The organism is Streptomyces sp. NPDC057287, assembly GCF_042667905.1.
Lineage (GTDB): Bacteria > Actinomycetota > Actinomycetes > Streptomycetales > Streptomycetaceae > Streptomyces.
Genome location: NZ_JBHUYV010000003.1, coordinates 316,821 through 334,057, shown reverse-complemented (window position 1 = coordinate 334,057; position 17,237 = coordinate 316,821). Strand labels below are relative to the sequence as shown.

Sequence of the window (17,237 nt, the reverse complement as noted above, 5' to 3'; positions counted from 1 at the left end):
TCGTCGTGGGGCGGCCGATCAGTCGGTGAGGTTCACCGAACGCGCCGAGGCGGCGCCGATCTCCTCGGCGATCTCGGTGAGGACCGACTGCGGGATGGTGTCGTCGACGGTGAGGACGACCAGCGCCTCGCCGCCCGCGTCCTGCCGCGAGACCTGCATGCCGGCGATGTTCAGCCCGGCCTCGCCGAGGATCTTGCCGACCGCGCCGACGACGCCGGGACGGTCCTCGTAGCGCAGGACGACCATGTGGTCGGCGAGCGCCAGGTCCACGTCGTGCTCGCCGATGGCGACGATCTTCTGGAGGTGCTTGGGACCGGCGAGCGTGCCGGAGACCGCGACCTCCTCGCCGTTCGACAGGGTGCCGCGGACGGTCACCACGTTGCGGTGGTCCGGCGACTCGGAGCTCGTGGTGAGGCGGACCTCGACACCGCGCTCCTGCGCGAAGAGCGGGGCGTTGACGTAGCTGACGGTCTCGTCGACGACGTCCTCGAACACGCCCTTGAGCGCGGAGAGTTCGAGCACCTTCACGTCGTGCTGGGTGATCTCGCCGTAGACCTCGACGTCGAGGCGGGCAGCGACCTCGCCGGCGAGGGCGGTGAAGATCCGGCCGAGCTTCTCGGCGAGCGGCAGGCCGGGGCGCACGTCCTCGGCGATGACCCCGCCCTGGACGTTGACCGCGTCGGGCACGAGCTCACCGGCGAGTGCCAGGCGGACGGACTTGGCGACGGCGATGCCGGCCTTCTCCTGCGCCTCGTCGGTGGAGGCACCGAGGTGCGGGGTGCAGACGACCTGGTCGAACTGGAACAGCGGGGAGTCCGTGCAGGGCTCCTTGGTGTACACGTCCAGACCGGCTCCGGCGACACGGCCCTCCTTGAGGGCGGAGGCGAGCGCCTCCTCGTCGACGATGCCGCCGCGCGCGGCGTTGACGATGCGCACCGTGGGCTTCACCTTGTGCAGCGCCTCGTCGCCGATGAGGCCGAGCGTCTCGGGGGTCTTGGGCAGGTGCACCGTGATGAAGTCGGAGACCTCGAGCAGCTCGTCCAGCGTGAGGAGCTTGACGCCCATCTGCGCGGCGCGGGCGGGCTGTACGTAGGGGTCGTACGCGACGATCTTCATGCCGAAGGCCGACATGCGCTGGGCGACCAGCACGCCGATGCGGCCGAGGCCGACGACGCCGAGCGTCTTCTCGCTGAGCTCCACGCCCGTGTACTTGGAGCGCTTCCACTCGCCGTTCTTCAGCGCGGTGTTGGCCTGCGGGATGTTACGCGCGGTGGCCACGAGCAGACCGCAGGCCAGCTCGGCGGCGGTGACGATGTTCGAGGTCGGGGCGTTGACGACCATCACGCCGGCCTTGGTGGCCGAGGAGACGTCGACGTTGTCCAGACCGACGCCGGCACGGGCGACGACCCTGAGCTTCTTCGCCGCGGCGATGGCCTCGGCGTCGACCTTGGTGGCGGAGCGCACCAGGATCGCGTCGACGTCGGCGATCGCGGGGAGGAGTGCGGCGCGGTCCGCGCCGTTGCAGTGCCGGATCTCGAAATCCGGACCCAGGGCGTCGACCGTGGCGGGCGACAGCTCTTCGGCGATGAGTACGACAGGTTTCGAGCTCACGTGTGTCCTCACAAGTCCAGTGCGGACGGCCGTCCCGACGGCCGCAGGCGGTGGAGGGGCTAGCCGCGTGGAAGACGCACGACACTGTGGGCCCTGACGCGTGTATGTGTTGAGAAGTGTAGTCATGCGGCCGGGCATCGACTGCGCCCCGGTGGAAGGATCACCCTCACGGGGTGGACGGTCTGTACAGACGTACGGCGCCGCCTCCTTCCACCCACCTCTCCCCGCAGTGACACGAGGTGTGAGGCCGGCCGTGCGCCGGGGGGCAGGCCCGTGCGGACCTGCCCCCCGGCGAGAACTCAGGCGTCCTCGTTGTCGACCCAGCTCATGAGCTTGCGGAGCTCCTTGCCGGTGGTCTCCAGCAGGGACTCGCTGTCGGCCTTCTTGTACTCGTTGTACTTGGGCAGACCGTTGTGGTACTCGGCCATCCAGGCCTTGGCGAAGGTGCCGTCCTGGATCTCGGCGAGGACCTTCTTCATCTCGGCCTTGGTGGCGTCCGTGATGATCCGCGGGCCGGTGACGTAGTCGCCCCACTCGGCGGTCTCCGAGATGGACCAGCGCATCTTCTCCAGGCCGCCCTCGTACATGAGGTCGACGATGAGCTTCAGCTCGTGGAGGCACTCGAAGTACGCGATCTCCGGCTGGTAACCGGCCTCGGTCAGCGTCTCGAAGCCGGCCTTGACCAGGGCGGCGGTGCCACCGCAGAGGACGGCCTGCTCACCGAACAGGTCGGTCTCGGTCTCCTCCGTGAAGGTCGTCTTGATGACGCCGGCGCGGGTGCCGCCGATTCCCTTCGCGTAGCTGAGGGCGAGCTCCAGGCCCTTGCCCGTGGCGTCCTGCTCGACCGCCACGATGCACGGGACGCCGCGGCCCTCCTCGTACTGGCGGCGGACCAGGTGACCCGGGCCCTTCGGGGCGACCATGCAGACGTCGACGTTGGCCGGCGGCTTGATGAAGTCGAAGCGGATGTTCAGGCCGTGACCGAAGAACAGCGCGTCGCCGTCCTTGAGGTTGTCCTTGACGGACTCCTCGTAGACCTGGGCCTGGATCGGGTCCGGGACCAGGATCATGATGACGTCGGCCTCGGCCGCGGCCTCGGACGGGGTCACCACGCGCAGGCCCTGCTCCTCGGCCTTCGCCTTGGACTTCGAACCCTCGTGCAGACCGACACGGACGTCGACACCCGAGTCACGCAGCGACAACGCGTGGGCGTGCCCCTGGCTGCCGTAACCGAGGACCGCGACCTTACGGCCCTGGATGATGGACAGGTCGGCATCGTCGTCGTAGAACAGCTCGGCCACTGGGTCTTCTCCTTGGTGTGCAGGTGTTGCGTCCCACCGTACGGCGGGGTGCGTCGGATACGTTGCCGGGTCTCGCCATACGAGCGGCGAGGCGTCCCGTGAGGTTTTACGCCGAACGGTCGAGGGCGCGCAGAGAACGGTCGGTGATCGAGCGCGCGCCGCGCCCTATGGCGATGGTGCCGGACTGGACGAGCTCCTTGATGCCGAACTGCTCGAGCATCTTGAGCATGGCCTCCAGCTTGTCGGCGCCCCCTGTCGCCTCGATCGTGACGGCCTCCGGGGAGACGTCCACGGTCTTGGCGCGGAACAGCTGGACGATCTCGACGATCTGGGAGCGGGTCTCGTTGTCTGCGCGGACCTTCACCAGGACGAGCTCCCGCTGGATCGCTGCGGCGGGCTCGAGTTCGACGATCTTCAGGACGTTGACCAGCTTGTTGAGCTGCTTGGTCACCTGCTCCAGGGGCAGGCCCTCGACGTTCACGACAATGGTGATGCGTGAGATGTCGGGATGTTCGGTGGTACCGACCGCGAGCGAGTCGATGTTGAAGCCGCGCCGGGAGAACAGGGCCGTGATCCGGGCGAGGACACCGGGCTTGTTCTCGACCAGGACGGAGAGGGTGTGCTTACTGGACATGGAGTCGGTCTCTCTCTGTCTCTCAGTCGTCTTCGTTGTCGCCGAAGTCGGGGCGGACGCCGCGCGCTGCCATGACCTCGTCGTTGGAGGTGCCGGCGGCGACCATCGGCCAGACCATGGCGTCCTCGTGGACGATGAAGTCGATGACGACCGGGCGGTCGTTGATCGCGTTGGCCTCGGCGATGACCTTGTCCAGGTCCGCCGGGTCCTCGCAGCGGATCGCGTAGCAGCCCATGGCCTCGGACAGCTTGACGAAGTCCGGGACGCGGGTGCCCTTGGCGGCGTTGCCGTCCGCGTCAGGGCCCGAGTGCAGCACGGTGTTGGAGTACCGCTGGTTGTAGAACAGGGTCTGCCACTGGCGGACCATCCCGAGCGCGCCGTTGTTGATGATCGCGACCTTGATCGGGATGTTGTTGAGCGCGCAGGTGGTGAGTTCCTGGTTGGTCATCTGGAAGCAGCCGTCGCCGTCGATCGCCCAGACGGCACGCTCGGGCATGCCCGCCTTGGCGCCCATGGCCGCCGGGACGGCGTACCCCATGGTCCCGGCACCGCCGGAGTTGAGCCAGGTCGCCGGCTGCTCGTACTGGATGAAGTGCGAGGCCCACATCTGGTGCTGGCCGACGCCCGCCGCGAAGATCGTTCCCTCGGGGGCGAGTTCGCCGATGCGCTGGATGACCTGCTGCGGCGAGAGGCTGCCGTCCTCCGGCAGGTCGTAGCCGACGGGGTAGGTCTCGCGCCAGCGGTTGAGGTCCTTCCACCAGGCGCTGTAGTCGCCGGTGTTGCCCTCGGTGTGCTCCGCCTGGACCGCCTGGACGAGGTCGGCGATGACCTCGCGGGCGTCACCGACGATCGGGACGTCGGCGGCGCGGTTCTTGCCGATCTCCGCCGGGTCGATGTCCGCGTGCACGATCTTGGCGTACGGGGCGAAGCTGTCCAGCTTGCCGGTGACGCGGTCGTCGAACCTGGCCCCCAGCGCGACGATCAGGTCGGCCTTCTGCAGCGCGGTGACGGCGGTGACCGAACCGTGCATGCCGGGCATTCCCACGTGCAGCGGGTGGCTGTCGGGGAAGGAGCCGAGCGCCATCAGCGTGGTGGTGACGGGCGCTCCGGTGAGCTCTGCCAGGACCTTCAGCTCGGCGGTCGCGCCGGCCTTCATGACGCCGCCGCCGACGTACAGCACCGGGCGCTTGGCCTGGGTGATGAGCTTGGCGGCCTCGCGGATCTGCTTGGCGTGCGGCTTCGTGACCGGACGGTAGCCGGGCAGGTCCATCGACGGCGGCCAGCTGAAGGTGGTCTTCGACTGCAGCGCGTCCTTGGCGATGTCGACGAGGACCGGGCCCGGGCGGCCGGTGGAGGCGATGTGGAAGGCCTCGGCGATGGTGTGCGCGATGTCCTCGGCGCGGGTGACCAGGAAGTTGTGCTTCGTGATCGGCATCGTGATGCCGCAGATGTCGGCTTCCTGGAACGCGTCCGTACCGATGGCCGCGGAGGCCACCTGCCCGGTGATCGCGACCAGGGGCACCGAGTCCATGGCGGCGTCGGCGATCGGGGTGACCAGGTTGGTCGCTCCGGGACCCGAGGTGACCATGCAGACACCGACCCTGCCGGTGGCCTGCGCGTAACCGGTGGCCGCGTGACCGGCACCCTGCTCGTGGCGGACGAGGATGTGGCGGACCCGGGTGGAGTCCATCAGCGGGTCGTACGCCGGGAGGATGCAGCCGCCGGGGAGCCCGAATACGGTGTCGGCGCCGACTTCCTCGAGAGAACGGATGAGGGACTGCGCGCCCGTGAGGTGCTCAACGGAGGCGGAGGACGGTCCGCCGTTACGGGCCCGCGGCTGCGGGTGCTGGGCCCCGGTGGCCTGCTCGGTCATCGGCATTCTCTTCTCGAAGCTGAGGGTTTATGCGGTGTTTTTGCGGGATTTTGACAGGTCCCGGTGCAACAAAAAACCCCTCGTGCCGTGAGGCAAGCGAGGGGAGCGCGCCGGTGCGGTCTGCAAGGTGTCCATGAGTGACCCTGCTTCAGCCGACGCGCTTTCCAAGTACGAGAATTCGGGTGCGCATGGCATTGACCCTCTCTCCGGGGCGCCTGCGGTGTCAAGTGGGTGGGACGGGAGTCTCATCATGTGAGCGGCTCTGGAGGGGGATCACGCCGCCCACCAGGACGGGCTGAGCGGCCGGACCGATGCCCGGGACGGGGTACTTCCCACGGATCAGAGTGCGCCGCAGCCGGTACTCGTCCAACGGGCCCGCGAAGGCCATCCCCTGGCCGTGCGTGCACCCCATGGCACGCAGCGCGCGCACCTGTTCGGGCACGTCCACCCCGTCGGCCACGGACTGCATCCCCAGATCGCCGGCGATCCGCAGCAGCCCACTCGTGATCTTGTGGAGCCTCGCCGACTCGACGACACCCTCCACCAGGCATCTGTCCAGCTTCAGTACGTCGATGGGGAGCCGGCGCAGGGCGTTGACCGCGGCATACCCACTGCCGAAGCCGTCGAGCGCGATCCGGACACCGAGGCGGCGCAGCGCGACCAGCCGCTGCTCCAGGTCGTCGAAGGAGATCCGCGGGTCGCTGTCGGCCACCTCGATCATCAGGGCGCCGGAGGGCAGCCCGTGCCGGGTCAGGAGCGCCTCGACGGAGCCCGGCGGGAGGGCCCGGTCGAGCAGCCGGGCGGCCGACACGCGCACGGAGACGGAGACCGGATGGCCGGATCTGAACCGCTCCCCTGCCTGCTCGACCGCCTCCTCCAGCAGCCAGGTGCCCAGCTCGGCCGCACGGTCGCTGCTCTCGGAGACGCGGAGGAACTCGGCCGGGGTGAACAGGATGCCCTGGGCGGAGCGCCAGCGGGCCTGGGCGGAGACGGCCGCCACCGTGCCGCTGGCCAGGTGGACGACGGGCTGGTGGAGCAGGGCGAACTCGCCGTCGCGCAGGGCGGTGCGCAGCCGTGTGGCGAGCTCGGAGCGGCGCACGACGTCGGCCTGCATCTGGGGGGCGTAGAGCTCGACCCGGTCCTTGCCGCCGGCCTTCGCCCGGTACATGGCGAGGTCGGCGTTGCGCATGAGGTCCTTGGGCGTGATGGAGGGTTCGGCGAAGGCGACGCCGATGGAAGCGGCGACCCGGACCTCCCCGGTGCCGATCCGGTACGGCTGGGAGAGCCTGAGGCGCAGCCGGTCGGCGATCTCGTGGACCTGGCACTCCCTGGCGGCCTGGTCGCGGGTGCCGTCGCCGACGATGAGCGCGGCGAACTCGTCGCCCCCGAGGCGTGCCGCGGTGTCCGAGGTGCGTACGGACTCCTGGAGCCGGCGGGCGGCCTGGACGAGGAGCTCGTCGCCCGCCTGGTGGCCGATGGAGTCGTTGACCGCCTTGAAGCCGTCCAGGTCGATGAAGAGCACGGCGGTGCCCGGGTCCCCGGCCCGGCGGCCGCCGAGCGCCTGGCCGACCCGGGTGGTGAAGAGGGCCCGGTTGGGGAGGTCGGTGAGCGGGTCGTGTTCGGCGTTGTGCTGGAGCTGGGCCTGCAGCCTGACCCGCTCGGTCACGTCACGGCTGTTGAGCAGCAGGCCGCCCTGGTGGCGGTTGACCGTGGACTCGACGTGCAGCCAGTCGCCCGTACCCGATCCGAAGCGGCACTCGATCCGGGTGGTGGGCTCCTCCCGGGAGGGCGCGGCGAGGAAGCGCCTGAGTTCGTGGACGACTCCCCCGAGGTCGTCGGGGTGGATGATCGACGACAGCTCCGCGCCGACGAGGTCCTCGGCGTCGCGGCGGTAGACCCCCGCCGCCGCCGGGCTGACGTAACGGAGCACACCGCTGGGCTCGGCGATCATGATGACGTCGCTGGAGCCCTGCACCAGGGAGCGGAAGTGGTTCTCCTTCTGGGCCAGTTCATGGGTGAGCGCGATGTTGTCGAGGAGCATGATGGCCTGCCGCAGGACCAGGGCGAGCACGACCGTGCAGCCCGTGAGGACCACGACCCGGTCGACCCTGCGGCCCTCCACCACGTTGTAGAGGATGCCGAGGGTGCAGACCGCGGCGGCCAGGTACGGGGTGAGCGCGGCGAGGGACCCCGCGATGGGGCGGCTCACGGCTCGCGGCTCGGGGGCCGGGGCCTCTTCGACAGCGTTGTCCTGGCCGCGGCGGGCCCCCCAGGGGGCGTACGCGAGGATCAGGGAACCGGCGAACCAGCCCGCGTCGAGCAACTGGCCCGAGTGGTAGACCGAGCGCAGCAGCGGAGCGGTGAACAAGGCGTCGCAGACCACGGTCAGCGCGAGGCCGGCGATGGCGGTGTTCACCGCGGAGCGGTTCACGTTGACCCGCCTGAAGTGCAGCGCGAGGACCATGGAGACCAGCACGATGTCGAGGAGTGGGTAGGCCAGGGAGAGAGCGGCCCTGGCCACGCTCACCCCCGCGGCGTTCGCGACATGGGCGGTGTGGGCCAGGGCGAGGCTCCAGGAGAGCGTCAGCAGGGATCCGCCGATCAGCCAGGCGTCGAGCACCAGGCAGACCCAGCCGGCCCGCGTGACGGGCCGCTTGGCGAGGACGAGCAGCCCGACGATGGCGGGAGGTGCGAAGCAGAGGAAGAAGAGGTCCGCCAGGGAGGGGCTGGGCACCGGGCGCCCGAGCACCACCTCGTACCACCCCCAGATCGCGTTGCCTCCGGCGGCCATGGCCGAGGAGAGCGAGAAGAGGAGCCAGGCGGGCCGGAACCTGCTGCCGCCGGCCCGCGCGTAGAGGAAGCACGACACGGCGGCGATCAGGGCGGCGACGCTCAGGCCGAAGTCACCCATGAACAGGGCGACTTCGGGTGACCCCCAGCCGACCGCCGCCCCCACGGCATATCCGGCGCAGACGGCGGCGAGGGCGAGCTGGGAGCGCAGCCCCACGGCCCGCCCGGAGGACTGCTGCCCGGAGAGCAGGGTCCCGAGGGCGCTCACCGGTGCGCTCCGCCGGCAGGTCCCGGTGCTCGCGCCGCCGCCGGCCGCTCCTGCCCACCCTGCCGCGTCGGATCGTCTCTCCACTGGCCGAACATCGCCCGTCGCCCCCTCGCGTTGCGCTTGCTCCCAGGCGCCGTCCCTTCCACGGCGCTGCCCTGTTGTGGACGATACACCAGAGCCGTCACTCAGGGACATAGCTCCTCTACTCTCCGTGACCACCAGGGGTGTTGCGGGGGCACGATGCCGCCGCGCGGCTGCGGAGCGTGTTCAGCCCGTCGTGAGCACGAGGTTGCCGACCGGCTCCCCCGCGGCGAAGCGGGTGAGCTGTCCGGCCAGCAGACGCTTGGCCCGGGGCAGGAACGCGGAGGTGCTGCCGCCCACATGGGGAGTGATCAGTGTGTGGGGAGCATGCCAGAGAGGGTGGCCGGCGGGCAGCGGTTCGGGATCGGTCACGTCGAGCGCGGCACGCAGGCGACCGGACTCGAGTTCGGACAGGAGGGCTCCGGTGTCGACGACGGCGCCCCGCGCGACGTTCACGAGCAGCGCTCCGTCCCGCATCGCGGCGAGGAAGCCGGGGCCCACCAGCCCTTGTGTGGACGGGTTCAGCGGAGTGGAGAGAATGACGATGTCGGCCTCGGGCAGCAGGGCGGGAAGATCCTCGATCGCGTGTACGGGGCCGCGCGCGGTTGCCCGTGCGGAGCGTGCGACGCGCACCACCCGCGCGCACTCGAAGGGTTCGAGCCGGTCCTCGATGGCCGCGCCGATCGATCCGTAGCCCACGACGAGGACGGACTTGTCGGCGAGCGCCGGATAGAAGCCGGACCGCCACTCCTCCTCGTCCTGGCCGTGCACGAAACCCGGGAACCCACGGAGCGAGGCGAGGACCAGGGCGAGCGCGAGCTCGGCGGTCGAGGCCTCGTGCACGCCCTTCGCGTTGCACAGCCGGACCCCCGGCGGCAGCAGCCCGAGCCCGGGCTCCACGTGGTCGATGCCCGCGGAGAGGGTCTGGACGACCTGGACCGCGCGCATCGCCCCGAGCGGGCGGACCGCGACCTCCGGGCCCTTCATGTACGGGACGACGTAGAACGCGCAGTCGGAGGGGTCCGCCGGGTAGTCCCGGCCGCCGTCCCAGAAACGGTAGTTGAGATCCTCGGGGAGGCCGTCGACCTCGTCGGCGGCGAACGGGAGCCATATGTCGGTGGCGGATGCAGAAGTCATGGTCAGGAGGCTATGCGAAGGACACCGGACCGCAGAGGCTACTTTGGGGTGGCCCCGTGATCACGGGGCCGAGGAAGGGTTCGGGGAGTTGGAGCGCAGGACTATCGGTGCGGCGGCCCTCGCCGTGGGCGCGGTCGGGCTGGGCTGTATGCCGATGAGCTGGGCCTACGACACGTCGCAGCAGCGCGGTGACCGCTCGGTGCGGACCGTGCACGCCGCGCTGGACGCGGGCGTCCAGCTGCTGGACACCGCCGACATGTACGGGCCCTTCACCAACGAACTGCTCGTCGGACGGGCGCTCAAGGGCCGCCGCCAGGAAGCCTTCCTCTCCACCAAGTGCGGTCTGCTGGTGGGCGATCAGCACATCGTGGCCAACGGCCGCCCCGGATACGTGCGCCGGGCCTGCGACGCCTCTCTGCGGCGCCTCCAGACCGATGTGATCGACCTCTACCAGCTGCACCGGGCGGATCCCGAGGTTCCGGTGGAGGAGACCTGGGGTGCCATGGCGGACCTGGTGACCGCGGGCAAGGTGCGGTCGCTCGGGCTCTGTGCCGTGGGCGCCCGCGCCGGGCGGCGGCCGGGGGCGCGGATGCACGACGGGACCATCCGGCAGCTGGAGCGGATCCAGCAGGTCTTCCCCGTCAGCGCCGTCCAGGCCGAGCTCTCCGTGTGGTCGCCCCAGGCGCTGGAGGACCTTCTGCCGTGGTGCGCGGCCCGAGGGGTGGGTGTGCTTGCGGCGATGCCGCTGGGCAGCGGCTATCTCACGGGGACGCTCAAGCCGGGCCAGGGATTCGAGCCGGATGATCCGAGGGCGAGGCACTCCCGCTTCACCGCGGAGATGATGGCGGCCAACCAGCCGGTGGTGGCGGGGCTCCGCAGGATCGCGGAGCGGCACGACGCCACTCCGGCGCAGGTGGCTCTCGCGTGGGTCCTGTGCCAGGGCCGCCACGTGGTGCCCGTGCCCGGCGCGAAGCGGGAGCGGTGGGCGGTGGAGAACGCGGAGGCGGCACGGCTGGTGCTCACGGACCGGGATCTGGCCGAGATCGCCGGGCTGCCGCCCGCCCTTGGGTCGTGGGACTGACCGCGCGGCGGGAGAATCGGCGGAGACCGGGAACCCGTGACGGAGCGGCGGTGTAAGAACAGTAGTCGTGCGACCGTCGAAAGGATCGGTGCTGTGCAAAGTCCCGTGCTGCGCAAGGGGGCGGTGGCCCTGCTCGCCTCGGCCTCCCTCCTGCTGTCCGCCTGCTCGTCCGGTGACGGCCCGGCGGCCGGCGAGGGCGCCTCCTCGTCCCCCGCGAGTGCCTCATCGGCCCCCGCGGGCTCGGCGAGCCCTCCGGCGGACCTGCCGCCGGCCAAGGGCTCGGTGGAGGTGGTGAAGACGCTCACGGACGGCCTCTCGTCTCCCTGGGGCCTCGCGGCACTGCCCTGGGGCGATCTGCTGGTCTCCTCGCGTGACAAGGCGACCATCACCCGGATCGACGGGGAGAGCGGCAGGAAGACGCTGCTGGGCTCGGTGCCGGGGGTCGCGCCGTCGGGCGAGGGCGGCCTGCTCGGCCTCGCCGTCGCTCCGACCTTCGGTGCGGACCATCTGATCTACGCCTACTTCACGACCGAGTCGGACAACCGCATCGCCCGCCTCCAGTACGACGAGAAGAAGCCGGCCGGCCAGCAGCTGGGCGCCCCGGACACCATCCTGCGGGGCATCCCGAAGGGCTCCATCCACAACGGCGGGCGGATCGCGTTCGGCCCCGACCGCATGCTGTACGCGGGCACGGGCGAGACGGGTGACACGGGACTCGCCCAGGACAAGTCGTCCCCCTCGGGCAAGATCCTCAGGATGACGCCCGACGGCGAGCCGCTGCACGGCAATCCCGAGGGCGACTCACTGGTCTATTCGTACGGGCACCGCAATGTGCAGGGGCTGGCCTGGGACAGCGGGAAGCGGCTCTGGGCGGCGGAATTCGGCCAGGACACCTGGGACGAGCTGAATCTGATCGAGCCGGGCCGGAATTACGGCTGGCCCGATGTCGAGGGCAAGGAAGGGAAGACAGGATTCGTCGACCCGGTGGCCCAGTGGAAGACGTCCGAGGCCTCACCGAGCGGCATCGCGTACGCCGAGGGATCGATCTGGATGGCGGGACTGAGGGGCGAGCGGCTCTGGCGGATCCCGCTGTCGGGCAAGGCGGACGGGGAACCCCTGGCTGCTCCCCAGGCGTTCCTCGAAGGGAAGTACGGCCGTCTGCGCACGGTGCTCGCCGCGGGTGGCGACATGCTGTGGCTGGTCACGAGCAACACGGACGGCCGCGGCACCCCGAAGCAGAGTGACGACCGGATCCTGCTGCTGAAGGTGCGGTAGCCGGGAGCCGTCGGACCGATCTGCCCCGCGCCGGGGCGGGCGGGCCCGGGCGGGTCGTCGGCACGACGTCGGAGGGAGCACAGCCCGTGTTCAATTTCTTCGAGGAGCTGTTCGCGCCGGGCCGCAAGCACGCGGCTGAGGAGCAGAAGCGGCTCGAGCTGAGCCGGGTGGACCTGGGAATCGGCGACCCCGCTCGGGGCCCCATAGACCTCACCTCGGGAAAGGTGACACTCCACCGCCCGGCTCGCGAGGCCGGCCGGGTCGGCGACGACCGGCCCGAGGCCGACAGCGAAGAGCCGGAGCAGGGCCCGCCCGGCGATTGAGACCCCTGGAGGCCCGCCGCCGGGTGCGGGTCACGTGCTCACCTCCCTGGGGCCCGGCCACGGGCTCACCTCAGCTGGGGGCCAGGTCACAGACTCACCCCAGGGGGCCTCACGCCACCGCGTACAGGCGGAAGCGGTGCGCCAGCGCGGCTGCCTCTCCGCGGCTGGAGACGCCCAGCTTGGCCAGGATGTTGGAGACGTGGACGCTCGCCGTCTTCGGCGAGATGTAGAGCTCCTCCGCGATCCGGCGATTGGTGTATCCCGCCGCGACCAGCCGGTGCACCTCCTGCTCCCGCGAGGTCAGCCCGAACGACTCGATCGCGTCCACCACCGGGGCCGGATCACCGGGCCCGGCGGCCTCGCCCCCGGTCGCTGCACCCGGTGCGGTGAGCGCGATACGGGCCCGGCCGGCCAGCAGCTCGACCCTCTCCGCGAGCGGCCGCGCGCCGAGCCGCAGGGCCACGGCGTGGGCCTCGCGCAGGAGTCCCGCGGCCGGTGTCCGGTCGCCCGAGGCGGCAAGGATCGCCTCCGCCCAGCGGTGGCGGATCTGGGCCAGTTCGTAGGGGCGCCGGAGCGGAGCGAAGGCCGCGGCGGCCCGGCACCAATGGTCCGGGGTGTCCGCCCCTTCCGCCCGGGCCAGTTCCGCCTCGATCAGCACACCGTAGGCGGCCCAGACGGGCACCAGCATCGGCAGCCGCTTGAGGTGGCCGCGTATCCGCTCCAGGATCGCGGGCCGTCCGGGGTCCGTGGCGGGGAGCCCGCGCGCGTCGGCCTCGATCGTGGCGACGGTGTGGAGCAGCGGCAGGGCATACCGCTGCGTTCCCGCGGGCAGGCCGGCGTCGGACTGTGCCTGGAACATGGCCCGTGCCTCGGTGAGCCTGCCCTGCTGGGCCGCGAGGGTCATGGCGTGCCGGACCGGGCAGATCAGGTGCTGCGGCTGTGGGTCGTGGAGTCCTAGATGTCGGCGGTTCAGGGCCAGTTGTTCCTCGGCCTCCTCGAAGTCGCCGCGGGCCAGGGCCAGATCCGCGCGCCGGGCGGCGACGAGACCGTTCGACTTGCGGGACCGGGCCAACGGAGCCGCGGCGTCCGCCGCCGCCAGGCTCTCCTCCCAGTGCCCCAGCGAGAAGTACGACTGCGCCTGGTTGGCCCGCACCCAGGCCTCGGACTCGGGGAGCCCGTGGCGGTTGCAGATGCCGATGCCGTGGTCGGCGGCGGCCACCGCTTCCAGGGAGCGTCCGGTGGATTCGAGCGAGGAGGGCAGGTTGATGGAGGCGCGGCTCATGACGCCCACCAGGTGCAGCTCCTCCGACCGGTTCCGGACGTCGTACATCTCGGCGACGCCCTCCTCGACGTCACCGGCGTCGATCGTGAGCCAGCCGCGGGTGAGCCTGGCGTGCAGCTCGATGGACTCCTCGCCGACGAGCCGTGCGTACTCGACGGCCCGGTCGGCCGCGACGAGGGTCTCGGGTCCCGGCCGGTGCAGGGCGCCCCAGCTCGCGACGGATGCCAGGACGTCGGCGTGCACCGCGGACGGCTGCAGCCCTCGCACCAGGTCCTCGGCGGTGGCCAGTTCCTGTCGGCCGTCGCCCCGGGAGAGGCTCTGCATCAGCAGGGAGCGCTGCACCCAGAACCACGCCGCGCGCAGCGGGTCCTTCTCTCCGTCCAGGATGCGCAGGGCCTTCTTCGTCAGGGTCATGGCCCGTTCGCGGTCGCCGCCGAACCGTGCGGCCACCGTCGCCTCGGCCATCAGGTCGAGGTAGCGCAGCGGGTCGGCCCCCGGCTCGCAGCCGCAGCCCGGGTAGGCCTCGGCGTGGTCGAGGGGCCGCAAGGTGGCGCGTACCGCGTCGGGGACGTCGTCCCAGAGCTCCATGGCTCTTTCCAGCAGCCGGAGCTGCTCGCTGTACGCATAGCGGCGTCTGGCCTCCACGGCCGCCTGGAGCACGGCGGGCAGTGCTCGGACCGCGTCGTGCGCGGCGTACCAGTAGCTGGCGAGGCGTGCCGCGCGCTCGTCGGCGCGCACGAGCGACGGGTCGGCCTCCAGCGCTTCGGCGTAGCGGCGGTTGAGGCGGGTGCGTTCGCCGGGGAGCAGGTCGTCGCTGACGGCTTCGCGCACCAGCGAGTGACGGAAGCGGTATCCGTCGGTGTCGGGGGCGGGCAGCAGCAGGTTGGCCCCGACGGCCGCCCGCAGCGCCTCGTCGAGATCGTCCTCGGCGAGGCCGGCGACGGCGGCGAGGAGCGGATGTTCGACCGTGGAGCCGCCTTCGGCGATGATCCGGGCGATCCGCTGGGCGTCCTCGGGGAGTGCCTCGACCCGTACGAGGAGGAGGTCACGGAGCGAGTCGGAGAGCCCGGAGCTGTCGCCGCAGCACTCCACACTGCGGGCGAGCTCCTCGACGAAGAAGGCGTTGCCGTCGGATCGGTCGAAGATGTCGTCGACCAGCGAGGCGTCGGGAACCATGGCGAGGATGCCGGTGAGCTGCCGGCCGACCTCGCTGCGGCTGAAGCGGTCGAGTTCGATCCGGCGGACCGTGCGGAGCCGGTCCAGCTCGGCGAGGAGCGGGCGCAGGGGGTGGCGCCGATGGACGTCGTCGGCGCGGTACGTGGCGATCACGACGAGTCTGCCGTTGCGCAGGGTACGGAAGAGGTAGGCGAGCAGATGCCGGGTGGAGGCATCGGCCCAGTGCAGGTCCTCCAGGACGAGGACGACGGTGCGGGTCGCGGAGACGCGTTCCAGCAGCCGGGCCGCGAGCTCGAAGAGCCGGGCGGTGCCGTGCTCGTCGTTCGGCGCCCTGTCGGCCTCGCCCAGTTCGGGCAGGAGCCGGGCGAGCTCGCCCACCTGTCCGGCCAGCGCCTCGGCCAGTTCCTCCGGCATCGCGCGGCGCAGGGCGCGGAGCGCCGTGGCGAACGGCGCGTAGGGCAGGCCGTCGGCTCCGATCTCCACGCATCCGCCGACGGCCACGACGGCATCACGGCGGCCGGCCGCCGTGATGAACTCCTCGACCAGCCGGGTCTTGCCGACGCCCGCCTCGCCGCCGAGGAGCATGGCCTGCGGCTCTCCGACGGCGGCGCGGGCGAGCGCGTCGGTGAGCGCGGCGAGTTCCCCGGCCCGGCCGACGAAGACGGGGCTGACGGTGTTGGTCTCCACGCCGCTGAGCATCGCATACGCGTACGACACCCCGGCCACCGATTTACGCAGGACGTCCATCGTCACGCGGCACGGACGAACCAGCTCCGGTTCTTTCCCACCCGCCCCTCGGTGTCGTCCCGTCCGGCACGACGGGCGGCGCGGCGGGCGAGCACGGCCCGGCGGACGGTGCGCTGCTCCTCGGCCCTGCGGATCAGCTCGGCGACGGCGAGCTGGTGGATCTCGTACTCGTACATGGTCTTCTCCCTGAAGCGGAACGAGAGTTGGGGCACGGCTTCTTGCCGTGCCCCAACTCTCGTACGCCAGGGGGTGCCGCCACATCGGGCGAGTGCCGCATCTCTGCGGGGAGGGGTCCTTAGGCCCCGGTGCCGGATGCCTTAGGCGGCTGCCCGAGGGGCCTCAGCCTCCGGCGGCGGCGGACGGCATGGCGACGAACAGGTCGAGGTACATGCCTACGGAGATCAGCACGCCGAGGACTCCGAGCGCGACGCCCGCGAAGGCGACGGAGCGGACCCAGCCCGCCTGCGGACGGACGGAGGGGGCGCCGAAGGCCGGCCGGACGAGGACGAAGACGCCCACGAGCAGCGCGAGCAGCGCGAACAGTCCGTTCACGAGGGCCGTGCTGTGCCAGGCGTCGCCGTAGATCTCGGAGATCTGCTGGGCGGCGCTGCCACCGCCGGAGGTCTTGATCTGGCCGATCAGGGTCTCGCGCTCGGCTGCGACGCGACCGGTCCAGGCGCCGGAGAGCGAAACGATGCCGAGCCCTGCGGCCACGACGGCCGCTGCTCCGGTGCCGACCCCGGAGGCTGCCGCGGCCTCGGCCTCGGCGTAGGGGTCGGGCTCCAGGTCGGCCTCCAGGCCGTCCTCCGCGGCCGCGTCCGTCGCGGCGACGTCCATCTCCGTGACGTCCGACGCGGTGACGCCCGGCGCGACGCCGTCCGGCACGGCCTCTTGCTTGGGGCCGGCCTGCTTCGTCACGACCGGCGCGGCGGCGGTCCCGTCCGCAGCCTTCTTCTCCTCGGTGTCGTCAGTGGTCGGGGTGGAGGGGGTGGTGTTCATGCGCCGCACGCTAGGGGTCCCGTATGAGAACCTCCTTAACACTGAGCGCCTCAGCCCCGTCCTTTACGCCATTCAGGGGCCAGGACGGCCCAGATCTCTTCGTCGTGACGCTTGCCGCGGTACGGATAGGCCTCGCGCAGCACGCCTTCGCGGGTCATTCCGAGCCGCTCGGCCACCGCGACGCTGCGCGTGTTGGCGGAGGACGCGATCCACTCCACCCGGTGCATTCCCCGGACGTCGACGGCCCAGTCGATCAGCTTCCGTGACGCACGGGTCACCAGGCCCCGGCCCTCGGCGGCGGACTCCAGCCAGACGCCGATCTCGCAGTTGCCGGTCTCCGCCTCGAATATCCGGAACAGGACACCGCCGACCAGGGTCCCCTCCAGCCAGATGCCGTAGAGCCGTCCGGTGTCGGCCGCCTGCTTGTCCGCGTACCGCTGGAGCAGCGCCCGTGCGGAGGTGAGGTCCGTGGCGGCCGCCGCGAACGGGATCCAGGGGTCGACCAGAGCCCGCGCCCGGTCCATGTGAGCCAGGAACTCCTCCGCCTGCCAGGGCTCCAGGGGGCGGAGTTCCGCCCCGTCATCGCCCAGTGACACCGTGAACACAGTGACTCTCCTCGGTTCTTCGTGACGCTCGGTGGGCGCGCTGCGCGACCGGTC

Annotated in this window: 13 protein-coding genes; 3 read left to right on the top strand and 10 right to left on the bottom strand. The window is 71.1% G+C overall.

Features of this window, described 5'->3' with window-relative positions; translation table 11 throughout:
* Window positions 1–18: 18 nt before the first annotated feature.
* From serA to ACFUNE_RS07995, 6 genes are all read right to left on the bottom strand, one after another.
* Window positions 19–1,611, bottom strand: a complete 1,593-nt coding sequence (gene serA, locus ACFUNE_RS08020) for a phosphoglycerate dehydrogenase (RefSeq protein ID WP_383563851.1) — start codon at window positions 1,609–1,611, stop codon at window positions 19–21.
* A gap of 299 nt (window positions 1,612–1,910) precedes the next feature.
* A complete protein-coding gene (ilvC, locus tag ACFUNE_RS08015) occupies window positions 1,911–2,912 on the bottom strand; it encodes a ketol-acid reductoisomerase (RefSeq protein ID WP_329233136.1) in 1,002 nt (333 codons plus the stop codon).
* A gap of 106 nt (window positions 2,913–3,018) precedes the next feature.
* Window positions 3,019–3,546: an acetolactate synthase small subunit gene (gene ilvN / locus ACFUNE_RS08010; protein ID WP_356531068.1), complete on the bottom strand. Its 528-nt coding sequence runs from the start codon at window positions 3,544–3,546 to the stop codon at window positions 3,019–3,021.
* 22 nt (window positions 3,547–3,568) lie between these two features.
* Window positions 3,569–5,425, bottom strand: a complete 1,857-nt coding sequence (locus ACFUNE_RS08005) for an acetolactate synthase large subunit (RefSeq protein ID WP_383563847.1) — start codon at window positions 5,423–5,425, stop codon at window positions 3,569–3,571.
* 217 nt (window positions 5,426–5,642) lie between these two features.
* The gene (locus ACFUNE_RS08000) at window positions 5,643–8,477 is read right to left on the bottom strand and encodes a putative bifunctional diguanylate cyclase/phosphodiesterase (protein WP_383563845.1); all 2,835 of its coding nucleotides are present in this window, start codon (window positions 8,475–8,477) and stop codon (window positions 5,643–5,645) included.
* A 267-nt stretch (window positions 8,478–8,744) separates the two neighbouring features.
* Window positions 8,745–9,695 (bottom strand): 2-hydroxyacid dehydrogenase, encoded by a 951-nt coding sequence (locus ACFUNE_RS07995; protein WP_383563842.1) that lies wholly within the window; start codon window positions 9,693–9,695, stop codon window positions 8,745–8,747.
* Window positions 9,696–9,819: 124 nt separating this feature from the next.
* Between ACFUNE_RS07995 and ACFUNE_RS07990 the strand changes: the two genes are divergently transcribed.
* The 3 genes from ACFUNE_RS07990 to ACFUNE_RS07980 all read left to right on the top strand — a co-directional run bounded on the left by ACFUNE_RS07990 (window position 9,820) and on the right by ACFUNE_RS07980 (window position 12,374).
* Window positions 9,820–10,776, top strand: coding sequence for an aldo/keto reductase (locus ACFUNE_RS07990; protein ID WP_383564164.1), 957 nt, complete (start codon window positions 9,820–9,822; stop codon window positions 10,774–10,776).
* A gap of 93 nt (window positions 10,777–10,869) precedes the next feature.
* Complete coding sequence (locus tag ACFUNE_RS07985; protein ID WP_383563840.1) at window positions 10,870–12,051, top strand: PQQ-dependent sugar dehydrogenase; 1,182 nt, start codon at window positions 10,870–10,872, stop codon at window positions 12,049–12,051.
* An 86-nt stretch (window positions 12,052–12,137) separates the two neighbouring features.
* Window positions 12,138–12,374 (top strand): DUF6191 domain-containing protein, encoded by a 237-nt coding sequence (locus tag ACFUNE_RS07980; protein WP_383563838.1) that lies wholly within the window; start codon window positions 12,138–12,140, stop codon window positions 12,372–12,374.
* Window positions 12,375–12,483: 109 nt separating this feature from the next.
* On the opposite strand, the gene ACFUNE_RS07975 is transcribed toward ACFUNE_RS07980, so the two are convergent.
* From ACFUNE_RS07975 to ACFUNE_RS07960, 4 genes are all read right to left on the bottom strand, one after another.
* Entirely contained in the window at window positions 12,484–15,579 is a 3,096-nt protein-coding gene (locus ACFUNE_RS07975; protein WP_383564162.1) for an AAA family ATPase, read from the bottom strand.
* Window positions 15,580–15,581: 2 nt separating this feature from the next.
* A complete protein-coding gene (locus ACFUNE_RS07970) occupies window positions 15,582–15,791 on the bottom strand; it encodes a hypothetical protein (RefSeq protein ID WP_383563835.1) in 210 nt (69 codons plus the stop codon).
* Between the two features lie 127 nt (window positions 15,792–15,918).
* Window positions 15,919–16,578 (bottom strand): hypothetical protein, encoded by a 660-nt coding sequence (locus ACFUNE_RS07965; protein ID WP_383563833.1) that lies wholly within the window; start codon window positions 16,576–16,578, stop codon window positions 15,919–15,921.
* A 50-nt stretch (window positions 16,579–16,628) separates the two neighbouring features.
* On the bottom strand, window positions 16,629–17,183 hold the full coding sequence (locus tag ACFUNE_RS07960; protein WP_383563830.1) for a GNAT family N-acetyltransferase: 555 nt from the start codon (window positions 17,181–17,183) through the stop codon (window positions 16,629–16,631).
* Between the last annotated feature and the right edge of the window lie 54 nt (window positions 17,184–17,237).